This is a genomic window from Pseudarthrobacter sp. J1763 (assembly GCF_050490295.1).
In the GTDB taxonomy this organism is placed as follows: domain Bacteria; phylum Actinomycetota; class Actinomycetes; order Actinomycetales; family Micrococcaceae; genus JBNPEO01.
The window spans coordinates 1-16,077 of sequence record NZ_JBNPEN010000008.1; the positions used below are offsets into that span (position 1 = coordinate 1).

At 59.1% G+C, this 16,077-nt stretch carries 18 protein-coding genes; 12 read left to right on the forward strand and 6 right to left on the reverse strand.

What is annotated here, in order from left to right; translation table 11 throughout:
- Nucleotides 1–43 precede the first annotated feature (43 nt).
- The 3 genes from ACQQCD_RS09420 to ACQQCD_RS09430 all read right to left on the reverse strand — a co-directional run bounded on the left by ACQQCD_RS09420 (nucleotide 44) and on the right by ACQQCD_RS09430 (nucleotide 3,664).
- Complete coding sequence (locus ACQQCD_RS09420) at nucleotides 44–1,333, reverse strand: ISL3 family transposase (RefSeq protein ID WP_430268232.1); 1,290 nt, start codon at nucleotides 1,331–1,333, stop codon at nucleotides 44–46.
- Nucleotides 1,334–1,471: 138 nt separating this feature from the next.
- Complete coding sequence (gene wecB, locus ACQQCD_RS09425; RefSeq protein ID WP_430268137.1) at nucleotides 1,472–2,617, reverse strand: non-hydrolyzing UDP-N-acetylglucosamine 2-epimerase; 1,146 nt, start codon at nucleotides 2,615–2,617, stop codon at nucleotides 1,472–1,474.
- Between the two features lie 477 nt (nucleotides 2,618–3,094).
- The gene (locus ACQQCD_RS09430) at nucleotides 3,095–3,664 is read right to left on the reverse strand and encodes a YdcF family protein (RefSeq protein ID WP_430268138.1); all 570 of its coding nucleotides are present in this window, start codon (nucleotides 3,662–3,664) and stop codon (nucleotides 3,095–3,097) included.
- Nucleotides 3,665–3,697: 33 nt separating this feature from the next.
- Between ACQQCD_RS09430 and thiL the strand changes: the two genes are divergently transcribed.
- The 4 genes from thiL to rsmD are packed head-to-tail and all read left to right on the forward strand — an operon-like array spanning nucleotide 3,698 to nucleotide 8,725.
- Complete coding sequence (thiL, locus tag ACQQCD_RS09435) at nucleotides 3,698–4,774, forward strand: thiamine-phosphate kinase (RefSeq protein WP_430268139.1); 1,077 nt, start codon at nucleotides 3,698–3,700, stop codon at nucleotides 4,772–4,774.
- Nucleotides 4,775–4,796: 22 nt separating this feature from the next.
- Nucleotides 4,797–5,768 carry a DAK2 domain-containing protein gene (locus ACQQCD_RS09440; RefSeq protein WP_430268233.1) on the forward strand — a complete coding sequence of 324 codons (972 nt, stop codon included), beginning with the start codon at nucleotides 4,797–4,799 and terminating at the stop codon, nucleotides 5,766–5,768.
- On the forward strand, nucleotides 5,765–8,098 hold the full coding sequence (locus ACQQCD_RS09445) for an ATP-dependent DNA helicase RecG (RefSeq protein WP_430268140.1): 2,334 nt from the start codon (nucleotides 5,765–5,767) through the stop codon (nucleotides 8,096–8,098). Before ACQQCD_RS09440 ends, ACQQCD_RS09445 begins: the two co-directional genes overlap by 4 nt.
- 48 nt (nucleotides 8,099–8,146) lie before the next feature.
- Complete coding sequence (gene rsmD, locus ACQQCD_RS09450; RefSeq protein ID WP_430268141.1) at nucleotides 8,147–8,725, forward strand: 16S rRNA (guanine(966)-N(2))-methyltransferase RsmD; 579 nt, start codon at nucleotides 8,147–8,149, stop codon at nucleotides 8,723–8,725.
- 17 nt (nucleotides 8,726–8,742) lie between these two features.
- Here the strand turns inward: rsmD and ACQQCD_RS09455 are convergent, their stop codons facing one another.
- Together ACQQCD_RS09455 and ACQQCD_RS09460 are read right to left on the reverse strand one after the other, a co-directional pair.
- A complete protein-coding gene (locus ACQQCD_RS09455) occupies nucleotides 8,743–9,522 on the reverse strand; it encodes a spermidine synthase (RefSeq protein ID WP_430268142.1) in 780 nt (259 codons plus the stop codon).
- On the reverse strand, nucleotides 9,519–10,796 hold the full coding sequence (locus tag ACQQCD_RS09460) for an aminotransferase class I/II-fold pyridoxal phosphate-dependent enzyme (protein ID WP_430268234.1): 1,278 nt from the start codon (nucleotides 10,794–10,796) through the stop codon (nucleotides 9,519–9,521). Before ACQQCD_RS09460 ends, ACQQCD_RS09455 begins: the two co-directional genes overlap by 4 nt.
- Before the next feature lie 125 nt (nucleotides 10,797–10,921).
- On the opposite strand from ACQQCD_RS09460, the gene coaD reads away from it, so the two are divergent.
- From coaD to mutM, 5 genes are all read left to right on the forward strand, one after another.
- Nucleotides 10,922–11,407 carry a pantetheine-phosphate adenylyltransferase gene (gene coaD, locus ACQQCD_RS09465; RefSeq protein WP_430268143.1) on the forward strand — a complete coding sequence of 162 codons (486 nt, stop codon included), beginning with the start codon at nucleotides 10,922–10,924 and terminating at the stop codon, nucleotides 11,405–11,407.
- Nucleotides 11,408–11,557: 150 nt separating this feature from the next.
- A complete protein-coding gene (locus ACQQCD_RS09470; RefSeq protein WP_430268235.1) occupies nucleotides 11,558–12,085 on the forward strand; it encodes a YceD family protein in 528 nt (175 codons plus the stop codon).
- Nucleotides 12,086–12,118: 33 nt separating this feature from the next.
- Entirely contained in the window at nucleotides 12,119–12,322 is a 204-nt protein-coding gene (gene rpmF / locus ACQQCD_RS09475) for a 50S ribosomal protein L32 (RefSeq protein WP_430268144.1), read from the forward strand.
- An 18-nt stretch (nucleotides 12,323–12,340) separates the two neighbouring features.
- Nucleotides 12,341–13,078: a ribonuclease III gene (gene rnc / locus ACQQCD_RS09480; RefSeq protein WP_430268145.1), complete on the forward strand. Its 738-nt coding sequence runs from the start codon at nucleotides 12,341–12,343 to the stop codon at nucleotides 13,076–13,078.
- 8 nt (nucleotides 13,079–13,086) lie between these two features.
- Complete coding sequence (gene mutM, locus ACQQCD_RS09485; RefSeq protein WP_430268146.1) at nucleotides 13,087–14,085, forward strand: bifunctional DNA-formamidopyrimidine glycosylase/DNA-(apurinic or apyrimidinic site) lyase; 999 nt, start codon at nucleotides 13,087–13,089, stop codon at nucleotides 14,083–14,085.
- A 68-nt stretch (nucleotides 14,086–14,153) separates the two neighbouring features.
- On the opposite strand, the gene ACQQCD_RS09490 is transcribed toward mutM, so the two are convergent.
- The gene (locus ACQQCD_RS09490) at nucleotides 14,154–14,951 is read right to left on the reverse strand and encodes an Abi family protein (protein ID WP_430268147.1); all 798 of its coding nucleotides are present in this window, start codon (nucleotides 14,949–14,951) and stop codon (nucleotides 14,154–14,156) included.
- 117 nt (nucleotides 14,952–15,068) lie between these two features.
- Here ACQQCD_RS09490 and ACQQCD_RS09495 point away from each other — a divergent pair, with 117 nt between their 5' ends.
- The 3 genes from ACQQCD_RS09495 (at nucleotide 15,069) to ACQQCD_RS09505 (ending at nucleotide 16,048) form a co-directional block, all read left to right on the forward strand.
- The gene (locus ACQQCD_RS09495) at nucleotides 15,069–15,329 is read left to right on the forward strand and encodes a type II toxin-antitoxin system Phd/YefM family antitoxin (protein ID WP_430268148.1); all 261 of its coding nucleotides are present in this window, start codon (nucleotides 15,069–15,071) and stop codon (nucleotides 15,327–15,329) included.
- A complete protein-coding gene (locus tag ACQQCD_RS09500) occupies nucleotides 15,330–15,584 on the forward strand; it encodes a Txe/YoeB family addiction module toxin (RefSeq protein WP_430268149.1) in 255 nt (84 codons plus the stop codon). It begins immediately after the preceding gene.
- Between the two features lie 122 nt (nucleotides 15,585–15,706).
- Complete coding sequence (locus ACQQCD_RS09505) at nucleotides 15,707–16,048, forward strand: ribonuclease E inhibitor RraB (protein ID WP_430268150.1); 342 nt, start codon at nucleotides 15,707–15,709, stop codon at nucleotides 16,046–16,048.
- The last annotated feature ends 29 nt before the right edge of the window (nucleotides 16,049–16,077 follow it).

Consider the following 16,077-nt stretch of genomic DNA (forward strand, 5'->3'; position numbering starts at 1 on the left):
GGCTCTTCACGGTTCGTGGTGAATGTTCTGCCGTGGTGAATGTTCATGCCGCTGTTCTGGCGGCACTGCGCAACAGAATACGCGTTTTGTAGTTGCGTGCGTTGGTGAATCCGCGGCCTGTCCTTTTTATGTGCTTGATCGCGGTGTTGTTAGCTTCCACTTTCGCCGTTGTCGCGCCGGTGACAATGAGGACTTCAATCTCTTGCCACCACCGGCAGACCGTGCGCCAGAGCCGGTTCGTTTCCGGCTGAGCGGCGCGTTCGACCAGGGCCTGCAGGCGCTCTTTCGCGGCGGCCGCGTCGGCAAGGGATCCGGTGGCGAGCAGCGTCCGGAGCTGCTCTTTGACCAGCCATGCGGCCTGCAATTTTCCGGTGGCGTCGTCGGTTGCGAACACGGTGCTGAGCCTGTTCCGGGCCCGGTCAGAGAGTGATTCCCCGGCGCGCAGGAGCAGGCGCCGGTTGGCCCAGACCGGGTCGATGGAACGTCCCCGCCGGCCATGGACCTGCTGGGTGAGACGTTGCCGGACCTCGGTGAGCATGTCGTTGCCGAGCTTGACGAGGTGGAACGCATCGACCGAGACCGCGGTGCGAGGGAGCCACATCCGCAGGGCCTTGCGGAACGCGGCGGAAGGGTCGATCGCGACGACCTGCACGCCCAGACGCCACTGAAGCGGGCGGGCGAACAGCCATTCTCCGACGCCCTCACTGTCGCGGCCGTCCACGATCCCGAGCACCTGGCCGGTGTCCAGATCAACAATGGTCGTCATCCAGGGTTCGTAGCGTTTCCAGGCCTTGGTGGAAGGGTCGCGGAAGAACCGCACGGAACGGTAGCGGTGTTCATCGATGCCGAGCATCCGGGGTGCCAGGGCATCAACATCAGGCAGGGTCAGCGCCGCGGAATCCAGAGCCCGCTGGACCAGCCACCATGAGACACCGAACGAGGAGGCCGCTTCCGCGGCGGCCCTTCCGGATCCAATGACGGCGGCCACGAGGGCATCGCGGAGCCGGCGGGTGGACCGAGCGCGGCGCGGGACCTGGGCGGTCTCCTCGGCGAATGTCCGCCGCGGGCAAAGGTACTCATCGCAGAAGAATCTCCGCTTGGCCCAGATCACTTCGACTGGGCCGGCGACAGGGATGTCGCGCAGACGTTGTGGGCGGCGGGAATGCACGCGGGTGCTGATCACACCACAGGATGGGCAGCCGGACTCGGCAGTGGCTTCAACGCTGACCCGTCGCTGCCCGAAAGTGAGGATCTCAGTGTCTGTGACGCGGTAGTCGGGCAGGTTGAAAATGGCGGTGGCAGCATCGGGGCGCGGGGAAGTAGGCTCGATCAAGGCTCGTAGCTCCTGACTCTTGATGAATGCGTAGAGAACATCCATCACAGCAGGGCTACGAGCCCTTCAGCTTTCAAGACACGGAACCCGTTTCACCACGAACCACGGAGAGCCGTCTACCGCCGCTGGTGGGCAGTGCTAGGGTTTTCCGAAGTCAGGCATCCGTTGGCCTATTCCTAGAAACGCGGCTACAGCTGCGACGCTTCTAGCCGAGGCGTTTCCGTCGCCGTATGGGTTTACTGCGTTGGCCATGGCGTCATAGGCGGCTTGATCGTTGAGTAGTCGGTCGACTTCAATGACGATGCGCGCTTCATCGGTGCCGATGAGCGTTGCAGTTCCTGCGTCGACGGCTTCGGGCCGTTCAGTGTTGTCGCGCATTACGAGTACCGGCTTGCCTAGGCTAGGTGCTTCTTCTTGGACTCCACCGGAATCGGTGAGGACAATGTGAGCGAGGGAAAGCATACGGGTAAACTCACCGTACGCCAGTGGCTCGGTGACAATGACGTTGGTTTTGCCTTCAAGAGCCGGCAAAACAGCTTCACGAACTACAGGGTTCTTGTGCGCCGGCAGGACAATTACCAAGTCGGGCTCAGCATCAGCGATGCGGGCCAGAGCGCGGCCTACACCGCGCATGGCATCGCCCTGGTTCTCGCGGCGGTGCGTTGTTACCAACAGGATACGGCGGCCGCTCGCTGCCAGTTCCTCCAACTGAGGATCCGCGAACGGGATCGTTTTGCCAACGGTGGTGAGGAGCGCATCAATAACAGTATTTCCTGTAACCACTACGTCAGCAGCGTTGACTCCCTCGGCCAAAAGATTGGCTTTGCTGACGCTTGTGGGTGCGAGATGGAGGCTGGCGATTTGGGTAGTAAGTTTGCGGTTGCCTTCTTCAGGGAAGGGCGAGAACAAATCGCCACTGCGCAGGCCAGCTTCCGCATGGACCACCGGGATCCCGTGATAGAAGGCGGCAATGGCTGCAGCAGTGGAAGTGGTGGTGTCACCTTGAACAATCACTGCATCAGGACGCACTAGGTCAAAAAGTGTGTCCAGTCCGGTCATGGTGCGGGTCATGATGTCGGAGAGCGTCTGGCCCTGGCTGAGGATGTTCAGGTCGAAGTTGGGTTCAATGCCGAACAAGTCGTTGACTTGGTCTAGCATTTCGCGGTGCTGGCCAGTAACTGTGACTACACATTCAAAGTCCGAGTCCTTCTGGAAAGCGCTAATAATCGGAGCCATTTTGATGGCTTCGGGACGAGTACCGAATATTGGCATGATCTTTGGCATTGTTACCCCATGTGCGTTTATGAACGTTGAGCAATCTTATGCGCCACAGGGGGCGAGATGGTCACTGCAGCGACACGTAAAGGGCGAATCCCAACAGTGGAATGCTGGCGATTACGAGACTACTTATTAGAAGCGCCACTCGACGCTTCCGCCGGTGTGCTATTTCGCGAGCGTTAACAGAATCAGTCAATGGGGTGGCTGCTGGTCGAACACGCATTGTCCGGGCCTGAATCTTGACGGCTTTGCCCCTTTCGTGCTTTGACTTGTCGCTACGGACGTTTATCACTTTGGACCTCCTAGCTGACGTGGCGTGGCCGGCCACGGTCCCGTGCGGTGCAAACATGCTCGAGTCAACAATCCCACGGCCAGCCCTAAGATGCCGGGGCGCCAGCCATGCCTGAGAAGGGTCCTGCTCCACTAGCGCCTCACCACCTAAATCTCTAGTCAACAAACAAAGCTCAGCTAATTCTTACCTACTTAGCGCGGGGAATCACACTCCGGGCGCATCATCACATCAACGGTCCCGGCACTTTCAACCACCAACCGCCAGGCCCAGCCCAACACACCTAAGGAAGGTTCGCTGTAAACCATTGTCACGTCAGCCACTGTGCATTGGCGGAGCAACTCCCCAGAACGAGTCACGTGATACTTCGAGGTCACCACCGCAATGTGCTTCCAACCATGCACCCGTACCAACTCAGAAATGGCTTCTGCCTCACCGCGAGTGTTCAGCGGAACGGCAGTGAAGCACTCAAACGAGGAACTGGGATTACTGCGCGTATCACACAGCATGTCCGCTTCCACGTTTCCCAGCAGCCCTGTTTTGGAGAGCACCAGCATGGGTGCCCCAGTGGACTCTTGAAGCTTCATCCCCGCCGGCAAACGCTCATCGCTACGGCCGCCGAGGACAATTACCGCGTCCACTTTCCCGGGATGACCTTGTGGCACAAACACAAAAAGCTGGGCAGCAACAAATAGCCACAAGAATGTGCACAGGAGCACGGCAATCCCCACACGCAGAAGCGTTCTTTCCCATGCCCGAGCCACCATGCCATCCTATGCTGGCGGTAGCGTAGAACCGTGGCCACACAAGAACTCCTCGTCTCTGAACTCTCCGAAGGGCAATTGCTCGAACGGATCTTCCCGCGACTGCACAACAAGGCACTGCAATCCACGGCTGTTCCGCTGTTGGGACCGGGCGACGACGCCGCCATCATCAGCGCCCCAGACGGGCGGCTAGTCATCAGTGTGGATACCCAAACCCAGGACCAAGACTTCCGGCTGCACTGGCCCAACGGCTACCAAACCACCGGGTACGACGTCGGATGGAAAGCCGCCGCTCAAAACCTCAGCGATATCAACGCGATGGGCGCAGTCCCCACAGCTCTAGTTGTTAGCCTCACCCTTCCGCCACACACCCCGGTGGTGTGGGTGGAAGGACTCGCTGAGGGGCTCAGTGACGCGCTCTTTACCCTGGGCGCCACCCGTTGCTCCGTGGTGGGCGGAGACCTTGGCGCCGGCGCGGAACTCTCCATCACAGCAGCCGTTACCGGCGACCTCGCAGGTGCCACACCAGTTCTCCGCTCCGGAGCAAAACCGGGGGACGTGCTGGCAGTAGCTGGCCGGCTGGGACACGCAGCTGCCGGGCTTGCACTGCTGGAAACAGCACTACTTGAGTCAGCAACTTCCCTTGAATCAGCAGCCGACCACAACCAAGGAACTCCCGAGTTCCAAAACCTCATCAACCTCCAGTGCCGCCCCGAACCTCCCCTCGCCGCAGGGCCCATGGCTGCCGCATCAGGGGCCACCGCCATGATGGACATTTCTGACTCTCTTCTACGCGATGGTGGCCGGCTCGCGAAAGCGAGTGGCGTCGCGGTCCACTTAGACGCCGCTGCGCTCAATTCTCGCCGTGCCCCACTGGAGGCCGCCGGGCAATTCTTGGGTGTGGACCCCGTGGAATGGATCCTGCGCGGCGGGGAGGACCACGGACTTCTAGCCACGTTCGGTCCCGAAGTTCCGCTGCCAGAGGGCTTCGCTGCGATAGGCTCAATTGTGGCCGTTGCGCCGGGGGACACAGCCCGAGTTGTACTTCCCGGGACAGCAATCGGCAGCCCGGGAATTTCCAGTGCAGGATGGGATCACTTTGCAGAATAAAATTACCGCCAACGCGCAAGCGATGAAGCGGTGGTTGAGCAAAGCCGAAGTCACCTTGGGCAACCACAGCGACAGGCTCAACGCCATCAACATTTTCCCGGTAGCTGACGGGGACACCGGCACCAACCTCTACCAAACGGTTCGAGCCGCGGCCCAAGGCATTCAAGAATGCCCCGAAACCACTGACCTCGGTGTCCTCATCAACCGGGCCGGCCGGGCCGCCATGGAAAACGCACGCGGCAACTCCGGAACCTTGTTCTCAGTATTTCTCGGTGCCTTCGCCGAACCGCTCCATGGACACATCCGGCTCAGCGCTTCAGTATTGGCCACCGCACTGAACCGTGCACAAATCCGAGCCTGGTCAGCGCTCAGCGATCCAGTGCCCGGAACCATGCTCTCCGTGCTCGAAGCTGCCGCGAGCGCCGCAGCTGACGCGGATGCCGCGCAAAATGGTGACGACAGCAACCACGCCCTCAGTATTGCTTTGGACGCCGCCGTGGACGCCGCCCTGACGGCGGTGGTTCAAACCGAAAACGAGCTCGAAGCCCTGAATGCGGCCAAAATCGTTGACGCCGGGGGAGTGGGGATGCTCCTGATCCTGGACGCGCTACGCTCCACCATCCTTGGCGTTGGCTTGCAAGATGATCTCCTAGAAAACCTCCATGGGTACAACACCGACTACCCGCACATTCACAACCAAATGCCGGACGACGACGGCACTGAAGTTATGTGCACCATCGACCTTTCGCCGTTGGACGCCGCAACGCTGCGCTTGCGCCTGGATGAGATGGGCGACTCGGTAATTATGTCGCCCGTGGGCGAATCTGATGCCCAAACCGGCAACTATCGCTGGCGGGTACATGTCCACGTTGCGGATCCCGGCCCGGCGCTGGCCCTGATCAACTCACTTGGGACACCGGCTAACGTGACACTGACACAATTGGCCGGCGCTGACTCGGATTCAGGCCACGTGGGCGGAGAATCGGCGGTATGAGCGGGGACCCCACCTCGCAAAGCCTTGACCGGGTGCTGGGCAAACGCGCCGCCACCATGGTGGAAAAACATCTTGGCTACACCACCGCTGGTGAACTACTGCACCACTTCCCACGCCGCTACCTCAACCGCGGGGAACTCACCCCAATAGCTGAAGTCCCCTTGGACGAAGACGTCACACTCATTGCGCGCGTCATCTCCAGCAACACCCGTCACATGCGCGCACGCAAAGGAACCCTGACGGACGTGATCATTGCGGATGATCAAGGCCCCGGACTCCAACTGGTAGCTCAAGCAACCCCGACGCTCAAGGTCAGTTTTTTCAACGGCTTCCGTGCGCGCAATGAGCTTGTGCCCGGCACCTTGGCCATGTTTTCCGGCAAAGTGACTCGCTATGCCAATTCGCTGAGCCTGACAAATCCTGACTTTTTAGTGATTGAAGAGTCACCCGGGCACGGGACAGGCGATTCAAATTCAACAGCTTCAAATTCAACAGTTTCAAATTCAATACTGGACGCCGAAGCCTTAGCCAAGCAGCCCATCCCGATCTACCCGGCCACCGCTAAGCTCACGTCCTGGGCCATCCAAAAACTGATGGTGGCCCTCCTTGAAGTGATGGACTTGGACGCGATTCCGGATCCACTAGCCGGCCTAGCAGCAGAGAGCTCCGGATCCACAAACCACCAAGGAAACCACCACAAAGTGTTGCCCTTGGCTCAGGCGTATCGGCTCATTCACACACCCAATGAACCCGCTGACTGGGCCCGTGCGCAGGCGCGTTTTCGTTACCAAGAAGCAGTGGTCCTGCAAACCGCGTTGGCCCGGCGCCGGGCTGAAGTGGCAGCTCAAGAGGCCACCAGCCGTAAAGCCATTGGCGGTGGATTGTTAGAGACGTTCACAGCGAATTTGCCGTTTACGCTCACCGCCGGCCAACAGTCCATTGCGGCCACACTGGCGCATGAGTTGGAACGCGCCCACCCCATGAACCGGCTCCTTCAAGGCGAAGTGGGCTCGGGTAAAACAATTGTGGCGCTTTTGGCCATGCTTCAAGTAGTGGATGCCGGGGGACAAGCCGTACTACTCGCGCCCACCGAAGTTCTTGCCGCGCAGCACTTCGACTCAATCCGCCGCACCCTGGGCGCACTCGCGGCGGACGGACTTTTTGGCGGGCTCAGCAGCACACCCACCGTGCAGCTGGCGCTGTTGACAGGCTCCATGCCCACCGCGGCCCGGAAGCAATCCCTCCTTGACGCTGCCTCCGGGACTGCGGGAATTATCATCGGCACTCACGCGCTCTTGAGCGAGAACGTGGTCTTTTTTGACCTCGGACTGATTGTGGTGGATGAGCAGCACCGCTTTGGTGTTGAACAGCGCGACGCTCTCCGTGCCAAAGCCCACAAACCTCCGCACTTGCTGGTGATGACAGCTACTCCCATCCCGCGCACGGTAGCCATGACAGTGTTCGGTGATTTGGAGACCTCCATCCTTGATGAGCTGCCCGCGGGACGCGCGCCCATCACTACCCACGTGGTGGGACTGGCAGAAAACCCCACCTGGGCCCAACGCTTATGGCAGCGTTCACGCGAAGAAATCGACGCTGGGCACCAGGTCTATGTGGTGTGCCCCAAGATCGGTGACAACGACGACGGCGACTTCACACCGGGCGAATTCTCACCCTCCGCTACCGAACCGGACGGCGAGAACAACGGCGGGCGCCAGCTCGCCTCGGTGAGTGCCGTCGTCGAACACTTGACTGAGAACCCCGCGCTCGCAGAAGTGCCGATGGCTCCACTTCACGGACGGTTAGCGCCCGAAGAAAAGCAGTCCACCATGGCTGCGTTCGCAGCGAATCAGGTCAAGTTGTTGGTTTCCACCACGGTGATTGAGGTGGGCGTTGACGTGCACAACGCCACCCTGATGATCATTCTGGATGCCGACCGCTTTGGCATCTCCCAATTGCACCAGCTCCGTGGCCGTGTGGGACGTGGCGGGCTGCCGGGCACGTGCCTGCTGGTGACTTCACTCGAACCAGGGCACCCCAGCCGGCAACGGCTTGACGCAGTCGCTTCCACCACCGATGGGTTCCAGCTCTCACACGAGGACCTGAAACTCCGGCGTGAGGGCGACATTCTTGGTGCAAGCCAGTCTGGCGGACGCTCCACACTGCGGTTTTTGCGGGTCCTGGAGCACGGCAACATTATTGAGCGAGCACGTGAACAGGCACAAAGTATTGTTGCTGACGATCCTTCGCTGGAGAGGCACACCAATCTGGCCCGAGCGATTGAAAATTATTTGAACCCGGAAAAGGAGGCCTTCCTTGAGCGAGGCTAAACGCATGGTGATACTCGCTGGAACTACTGCCTTGGCAGTGAGTGCCGCGTGAGCCGGATTATTGCCGGCGCAGCCGGTGGATCGCCGTTGACCAGCGTGCCCGGATCAGCCACAAGGCCCACCACAGACCGGGTCAAAGAGGCCCTTTTTTCACGCCTTGATGCCTTTGACATTATCGCCGGCGCCCGGGTCCTAGACCTTTACGCAGGCTCCGGCGCCCTAGGACTTGAGAGTGCCAGCCGTGGAGCTGCTGTGGTGGAACTTGTTGAATTCAATGACAAAGCCTCAGCTGTATGCCAGCGCAACGCAACCATGGTCAACGACGCTATAGGCAAAAAAGTCGTTACAGTGCACCGTTCCAAGGTCGAATCATTTTTGGACCGGGTCCCCGAACACGGGCCACACTGGGATCTGGTGATGATGGACCCTCCCTACCCGCTAGAAGAGGAACCCTTAGCCGCTGTCCTTGCCAAATTGGCCCCGCACCTAGACCAAGGCGGAGTGCTGGTGCTGGAACGCTCCTCGCGCTCACCCGAACCCATCTGGCCCGAGGGGCTCGAGAGGTTCTCGGAGAAGAAGTATGGCGAGACAGTGTTGTGGTTCGCCGAGCCCACGCCTACCGACTAGCCCCACGTAAGCAGCTACTAGTCGCTGATGGGGTCCAGATCCACCCCGGTCAGCACTCTTGCCGGGTGTGGACCTGCAGCCACCAGTGCGGGGCTCCACTCCGGTGGGAAAGCTGTGGTGGTCCCTAGCAAGATGATGTTGCCTGGGTAGCGTCCGGCGAACATTCCTGACTCCGCGGTAGCCGCAACATCAGTGATGGCCCTACGCATTGCTGCAACCTGGCTCCTCACCAGAGTTAATCCAGGTTCGTCGCCAACGTTGACTAACAGCACACCACCGGGAGCCAGCATCGCTGCAGCCTCTTGGTAAAACTCCGTGCACGCAATATGTTCCGGAGCCTCAGGGCCGGAAAAAATGTCCAGCACAATACAGTCAAAAAGTTCTGCGTTCTCCGCTGCGGCAAGCTCAGCGAGCTCGGCCCGTGCGTCACCTACTCGGGTGGTGAGTTTAGTTCCCGCGGGCAAGGGGAGAGCGTCCAGAACAAAGTCCAAAAGCTCGCGTTCCAACTCCACGGCAACTTGGATAGATCCGGGCCGGGTAGCTTGAATGTAGCGCGCCAACGTCAATGCTCCGGCTCCCAAATGCAGGGCGCGGATCGGCTGGCCAGCAGGTGCCAGAAGGTCAACCACATTGCCCATTCGGCGCAAGTACTCGTAGAAAATCTCTTCAGGGTGGCCCATGTTCACATGTGACTGTTCGGCATCCCCAATGCTCATCACATACGCACCGGGAGTGAAGCCGTCCTCTTCGATGCTCGCGTGCAGTCCAATTCCTCGCAGAAAGCGCCGAGCTGTCACTTGAGGCTTCCAAGCAGACCTGAGGTGCTGATCGCTGAACCGAGTCCCGCGAGGCGATCAACGGCTTGGGTAATGACTTCTTCCCGTTTGCAGAAGGCAAAGCGCAAGAGGCTCTGATAGTTCTTGGCACCCTCAGGGGTGCAGAAGACACCTACCGGTATGGCCGCAACACCAATCAGCTCAGGCAAGGCGCGGGCCAGCGCTGTTGCATCTGTGACACCCAAAGGCGTGGCGTCAGCATTGACAAAATAAGTGCCAGCCGGAGTGTATGGAGCCAACCCAGCTGCCTTGAGCCCGGTAATCAGCAGGTCCCGTTTGCCTTTGAGTGTGGCTGCCACCGAGGTGTAATACGAATCCGGAAGTTCTAGGGCCTGAGCAATAGCGTTCTGGAACGGGGGACCTGAACTGTAAGACATAAATTGTTTGACAGTGCGCACCGCGGCAACCAAATCTGCCGGGCCCATGAGCCAACCAACCTTCCAGCCGGTCAAAGAAAAAGTCTTGCCAGCTGAAGAAATCGTCAGCGTCCGCTCAGCCGCTCCCGGCACCGTAGCGATGGGCACATGGGCTGGCACAACTGTCTCAGCCCCAAACACAAGGTGCTCATAAACCTCGTCACTGATGATCACGGCGTCGTACTGGTGGGCTAACTGAACCAAACGCTCCAAAATATTCGCGCCAAAAACCGCGCCCGTGGGGTTGTGCGGATTGTTCAGCAGAACCACTTTGGTGCGGTCTGAGAAAGCTTCGGTCAGCTCATCCAAGTCTGGTTGGAACTCCGGCGCTTTCAGCTGGACCGTAACGTGCTTGCCGCCGGCCAGAGCAATCATGGCGCCGTAAGAATCATAAAAAGGCTCAAAAGTAATAACTTCATCGCCGGGGGAGACCAAAGCCAGGATGCTCGCCGCAATGGCTTCGGTGGCGCCGGTGGTAACAATGATTTCCGTTTCCGGGTCCGGAATTAGCCCGTAAAAGCGTTGCTGGTGCCGGGAAATGGCGCTACGCAAGTTGAAAAAGCCCTTGCCGGGCGCATACTGATTAGCACCGTTGCTGATGGCCAAACGAGCCGCATCCTTGATCACTTCCGGACCATCCTCGTCCGGGAAACCCTGACCTAAGTTGATAGCACCGGTAGCAGTGGCAAGAGAGGTCATCTCTTCAAAAATAGTGACTCCCAAACTACCGGTGGGAGAACTTCCGTCAAAGGAGAGAAGGTTTGCACCCATTGCAGTGCGCTGCCACGGTTGCATAGCCCCGGAACCTTCGTCCACCATCTTGCCCACCGTTTCCCATTCTTTGGTTGCCGGGCCCTTGATCGCCCAGCCCATGATCGCTCAGCCCTTAATCGCCCAGTCTGGTGCCATGGTATCCCGGCCCCGGAATGGGGTAAGTTCTCACTATGCGCCGCGCAGTATGCCCCGGGTCCTTCGACCCCATCCACAATGGACACCTTGAAGTCATTGCACGTGCCACAAGTTTGTTTGACGAAGTGATCGTTGCGGTGTCCACCAACCCTGCCAAGAAGTATCGCTTTGACCTTCAAGACCGGCTGGACATGGCTCGCGAGACGCTCTCGGCACTCCGCGGAGTGGTGGTGGAACCCATGGGTGAGGGGCTCCTTGCCGAATATTGCCGCCGCCGCGGGGCAACAGCAATCGTTAAGGGCCTGCGCTCCTCCGGCGACTTTGACTACGAACTGCCCATGGCAACCATGAACCGAAAGCTCTCCGGAGTGGAAACGGTGTTTATCCCGGCCGAGGGGCACTATCTTCATTTGTCCTCAACTCTGATCAAAGAAGTGCACGCACTCGGCGGGGATGTGTCCGAATTCATACCGCGAGCAGTGCTCAAACGGCTCAGCGCTGGCGAGTCTGCACCTAAGTAGTCCCACCACGGGTAGACTGTTTCGGTGCCATCTTGCGGCCCGGCTTGTCCGGACCACCCGGTTTGAGTCCACCAATGACTTCAGGCTAAGATGGTACGTCGGTCATATGTTCAACCAGGAGTTCCCATTAAGCGTGATCTCAGTTCGCCCCTGACTATCGATGTCAAGGACCTCGGACGCAGTCCGGGCACTATGCGAACACTGACGGAGCATGTACCCGCACCAAGTGATCTTGGTGTGGCACTCATTGGTGTCAAAGAAGGCTCGGATATCGAGTTGGACTTGAGACTGGAGGCCGTACACGAAGGAATTTTGGTATCGGGAACCGTAGACGTCGAGATTGTTGGCGAATGCGGCCGCTGCCTGGATCCCCTTGCGTATGACCAACAGGTCAATGTGCAAGAACTTTTCTTTTACGAGGACAATGCGTCCTTGTCTGAGGATGAAGATGAAGAGCAACGTCGAGTCGAGCACGATTCAATCGATCTTGAACCGGTGTTGCGGGACGCAGTGGTAACCACCCTGCCGTTCCAGCCGGTGTGCCGGGAAGACTGTCAGGGTCTGTGCTCCGAATGCGGAGCGCGCCTGCAGGATGATCCGGGGCACCACCACGAGGTCCTAGATCCTCGCTGGGCTGCCCTCGCAGATCTGCAAGGCAAAACCGGCAAAACTGACTGATAAGTGTTGGACTAAGAGAGAAAAGAGTTAGCCGTGGCTGTTCCCAAGCGGAAAATGTCCCGCGCAAATAGCCGCGCCCGCCGGTCCCAGTGGAAGGCAACTGCCCCCAACCTGGTAAAGACCGTCGAAAACGGCCGCGTGTCCTACAGCCTGCCGCACCAGGCAAAGGTCGTAACTGACGCTGCAGGCACCGCGCTGTTCCTTGAATACAAGGGCCGCAAGGTAGCTGACGTCTAATCTGCCACTAGGCTGATCATGACGTCTTCAACTGAAGAGCTTCTGGAGCGTCTCGGTGTCACTATTGACGCCGGGACGCTTCGTCTTGCTCTGACACACCGTTCGTATGCCTATGAAAACGGCGGCATGCCCACCAATGAGCGTCTGGAATTTCTAGGCGACTCCATTTTGGGCTACTCCGTAACCGACGCGCTGTTCCGGGACAACCCAGAACTGCCCGAAGGTGAGCTGGCTAAACGCCGCTCAGCCGTAGTCAGTACGCGAGCTCTTGCCGGGATTGCGCGCACCCTAAATTTGGGTGACTACATTCTGTTGGGCCAAGGCGAGAAGCTCACAAATGGTAAAAACAAGTCCTCCATTTTGGCGGACACCATGGAAGCACTCATCGGTGCCACCTACCTCACTCACGGTATTGAGGTAGCACGGCAATTGGTGATGCGCCTCATTGGTCCCCTGTTGCACGACGCTGCAGCCCTTGGCGCCGGTACTGACTGGAAAACAAACATCCAGGAACTCGCCGCCGCACGCCAGATGGGCACCATCAACTACGAGGTCACCGGCTCCGGTCCGGACCACGCCCGCACCTTTGACGCAGTTCTTATGATCGGTGGGAACGCGTACGGCAAGGGTTCTGGCAATTCCAAAAAGGAAGCCGAACAGGAAGCCGCTGCAGACACCTGGAAATCGCTGGCCCCGGCCGCCGTTGACGGTGTCACGCCAGCTGGTTCGGTTTCCGTTTCTGGGACTAACGCCTAAGTACTTGCGTGCCTGAACTTCCCGAAGTCGAAGTAGTTCGCCGCGGACTCCAACGCTGGGTTGTGGGACGAACCGTGGAAAACGTGGACGTCCTGGACCCACGATCACTTCGCCGGCATCTCTTGGGCGACTTTTCTGCCGAACTTTCTGGAGCCGTTGTTACCGCTGCGGTTCGTCGCGGCAAGTTTCTGTGGATGCCGCTCAGTTTTCCGTCTTTGGCTATAGGTGAAAGCACGACGGCGCCTGCCGCGGCCGCCGTTGCTCCAGCGCCTTCTGGCCTCGCGCTTGTGGCGCACCTTGGAATGAGCGGGCAGTTGCTTGTGGAGGACTCCGAGGCTGCGGACGAAAAGCATCTTAAGGTTCGGCTGAACCTCAGCCCGCGGCCGGGAATGCCGGGGGAGTTGCGCTTTGTGGATCAACGAATCTTCGGTGGCCTTGCGCTCTCGCCGCTCGTTGCCACGGCCGATGGTGGTGCCGGTGGCCGTTGGCAGACCGAAGCCGCGCCTTTGTTACCAGAGGTGAGTGACGGCGTCGAACTCTTCACACATCTGATCCCCGAGCAGGCGGCGCACATTGCCCGTGACCCGCTGGATCCAGAATTCGACTTCGAGTTGTTCTTCCACCGACTCAAATCAAAACGAACCGCCATCAAACGCGCCCTGTTGGATCAAGAGCTGATCTCCGGAATCGGCAATATCTATGCTGACGAGGCACTGTGGCGAGCCAAAATGCACTATGCGCGCGCCTCAGATTCTCTGACCAAAAAGTCGGCAAAGACTATTGTTGAGGCCGCCCGTGAAGTGATGACGGAAGCACTCGACGCCGGCGGGACCAGCTTTGATTCGTTGTATGTCAACGTCAACGGAGCCTCCGGTTACTTCTCCCGTTCCCTAAACGTTTACGGGCGAACCGGCCGGCCCTGCGACCGCTGCGGAGCGCCCGTTGTCCGGGAGAAGTTCACTAATCGGTCCAGCCACTTCTGCCCGATGTGCCAGCGGAAACGTTAGTCGATGGTTGGTACCGACGGAATGCTTTTGAAAAGCGGCGCCTCGCAAATCAACGCGGTCACCGTCGGCTAGCGGAGGTGACGTTGCCAGAACGGATCCTCGGCCCAACTTTCCGGAATGCCCATGGCACGGCGGTTCATCGCCGGCCTTTGCCCGATCAGATCGTAGAGCATTCTGGCCCAAGAGCTTCGCGGCGAGATGGTGCCAAGGACGGTTTGCAGCGAGACGAGGACTGGGTAGAGCCTTTTCCTCGCACTTTCGGGCAGCGCGTTCTCTCGCTCAAGCCAGGAAAGTGAACTCGAAGTCGGGATAGCCGGGTAGACGCCAAGTCCTACATTCCACAGCCTCCCGTGGTGGGCGCATACGTTCCGGACCCGGACGTAGGTTTGCAACCACGACTCGAGCAGACGAGCTGTCAGTCCTATTCGACCGGCAATCGCAGTTCGATCGGCTCGGAGTCGGAGGTTCCGAAAGGTGCTGGCCAGCTGTCCAACAGTAAGGGTCTCAACCATGAGCCACGACGGCGGCAATTCGGGCGTGCCGTAGGTGATGCGGTAATGCTCGAGGGCTGAGCGGTGGACCAGCGAGTCTTGTCCGCTATCCGGCATTCCACTAAGGCGCGCATCGCAGGTCTCCCTGACGATCCTGAGGAGCTGTGCATGCCTGCCGGGGTCCCTAAAGTGCGAGGCATCTAAGTACCAGTGAGGATCGTCGTAAGTCGTTGACATGTGATCCGTCAGGGCTGCGCGCACGGCGACCTCGATGCGTTCGAGCGCGTCTAAGACTAGGAGACGAAGGGCACGATCTCGGTCGTCGATCATCAGTCCCCGGTCGATCAGAGGGTCAAGCAGCTCGTCCAAATCCATGGCAGGGTTGTCGTAATGGCGAGTACCGCGTTGGTCGCCAGCGTTTTTTGAATATCGTCCGATTTGGTAAGTGGTACCATAATTGGGTACGAGTCAAGGAATTGGAGGGATGACGTTATGTCCATAAGCGCCAGTGAGGCACGTAAGACCCTCTTTCCTTTGATTGAGCGGATTAACGCAGACCATGATGCGGTGGAGATCGTATCCCGGAAAGGTAACGCCGTTCTTATGCCGGCGGACGAGTATGCGGCATGGCAGGAGACTGCCTACCTGTTTCGTTCCCCGGCCAACGCTCGCCGTCTTCTGGACGCTTACGAGCGCGCAACCACGGGTAAAACCGAAATCCACGAGCTCGACAGGTTAGACGAGGGGCTCTAGGTGCGTCTCGTCTGGGACGAAGCCGCTTGGGACGACTACAAGCATTGGCAAACAGCCGACCGCAAGATTCTCAAGCGGATTAATCTGCTGATCGATGCCTGCCTGAGAGAACCGTTTGCCGGCATTGGTAAGCCCGAGCAGCTGAAATACGGGGCTCAGGGGTCTTGGTCGCGACGGATCGACGTGGAGCATCGGCTGGTCTACTTGGTAGACGGTGACGATCTGGTCATTCTCCAGGCCCGTTACCACTACTGATATGTCACTGGTGCAGTGGGGCGCAATCGCCGCCACGCCCGGCCCAGTTTCTAAGGTAAGTCGTCGGGACTCACGGCGCGCTTCCGCCAACTCGGTTCCTACCGGCCAGTAGTCTTTGGGCCATGACAACACTTTCCCAAGAACTCGCTCAACAGCGGAAGCTTACAGTGCAACAGCTGCAACAACGACGAAGCATGTCTGACCGGCTCAGCACGCCCCGGAAGGTAGATCACAGCGGGGAATTTCCGGAAAAGCAGTCAGCAACTGATGCCAGCTTGGAGCTAGCCTCGTTGGGCTACGAAACTCGCATCAGCGAGGGACGGGGATATGTTCTTTTAGAGGCCCACAAGGTGACTCCTGTGGACCCAGAAACCGTCGAAAAGTTCACTGAAGAAGTGCTTACCGTATTCCACAAATTTGGCGGCGACTACGAGGGGTGGGGCGGGCCCGTAGTTACTTCGTAGCCTTGCGCCTTCGCCCAGCTCGTGGCGCG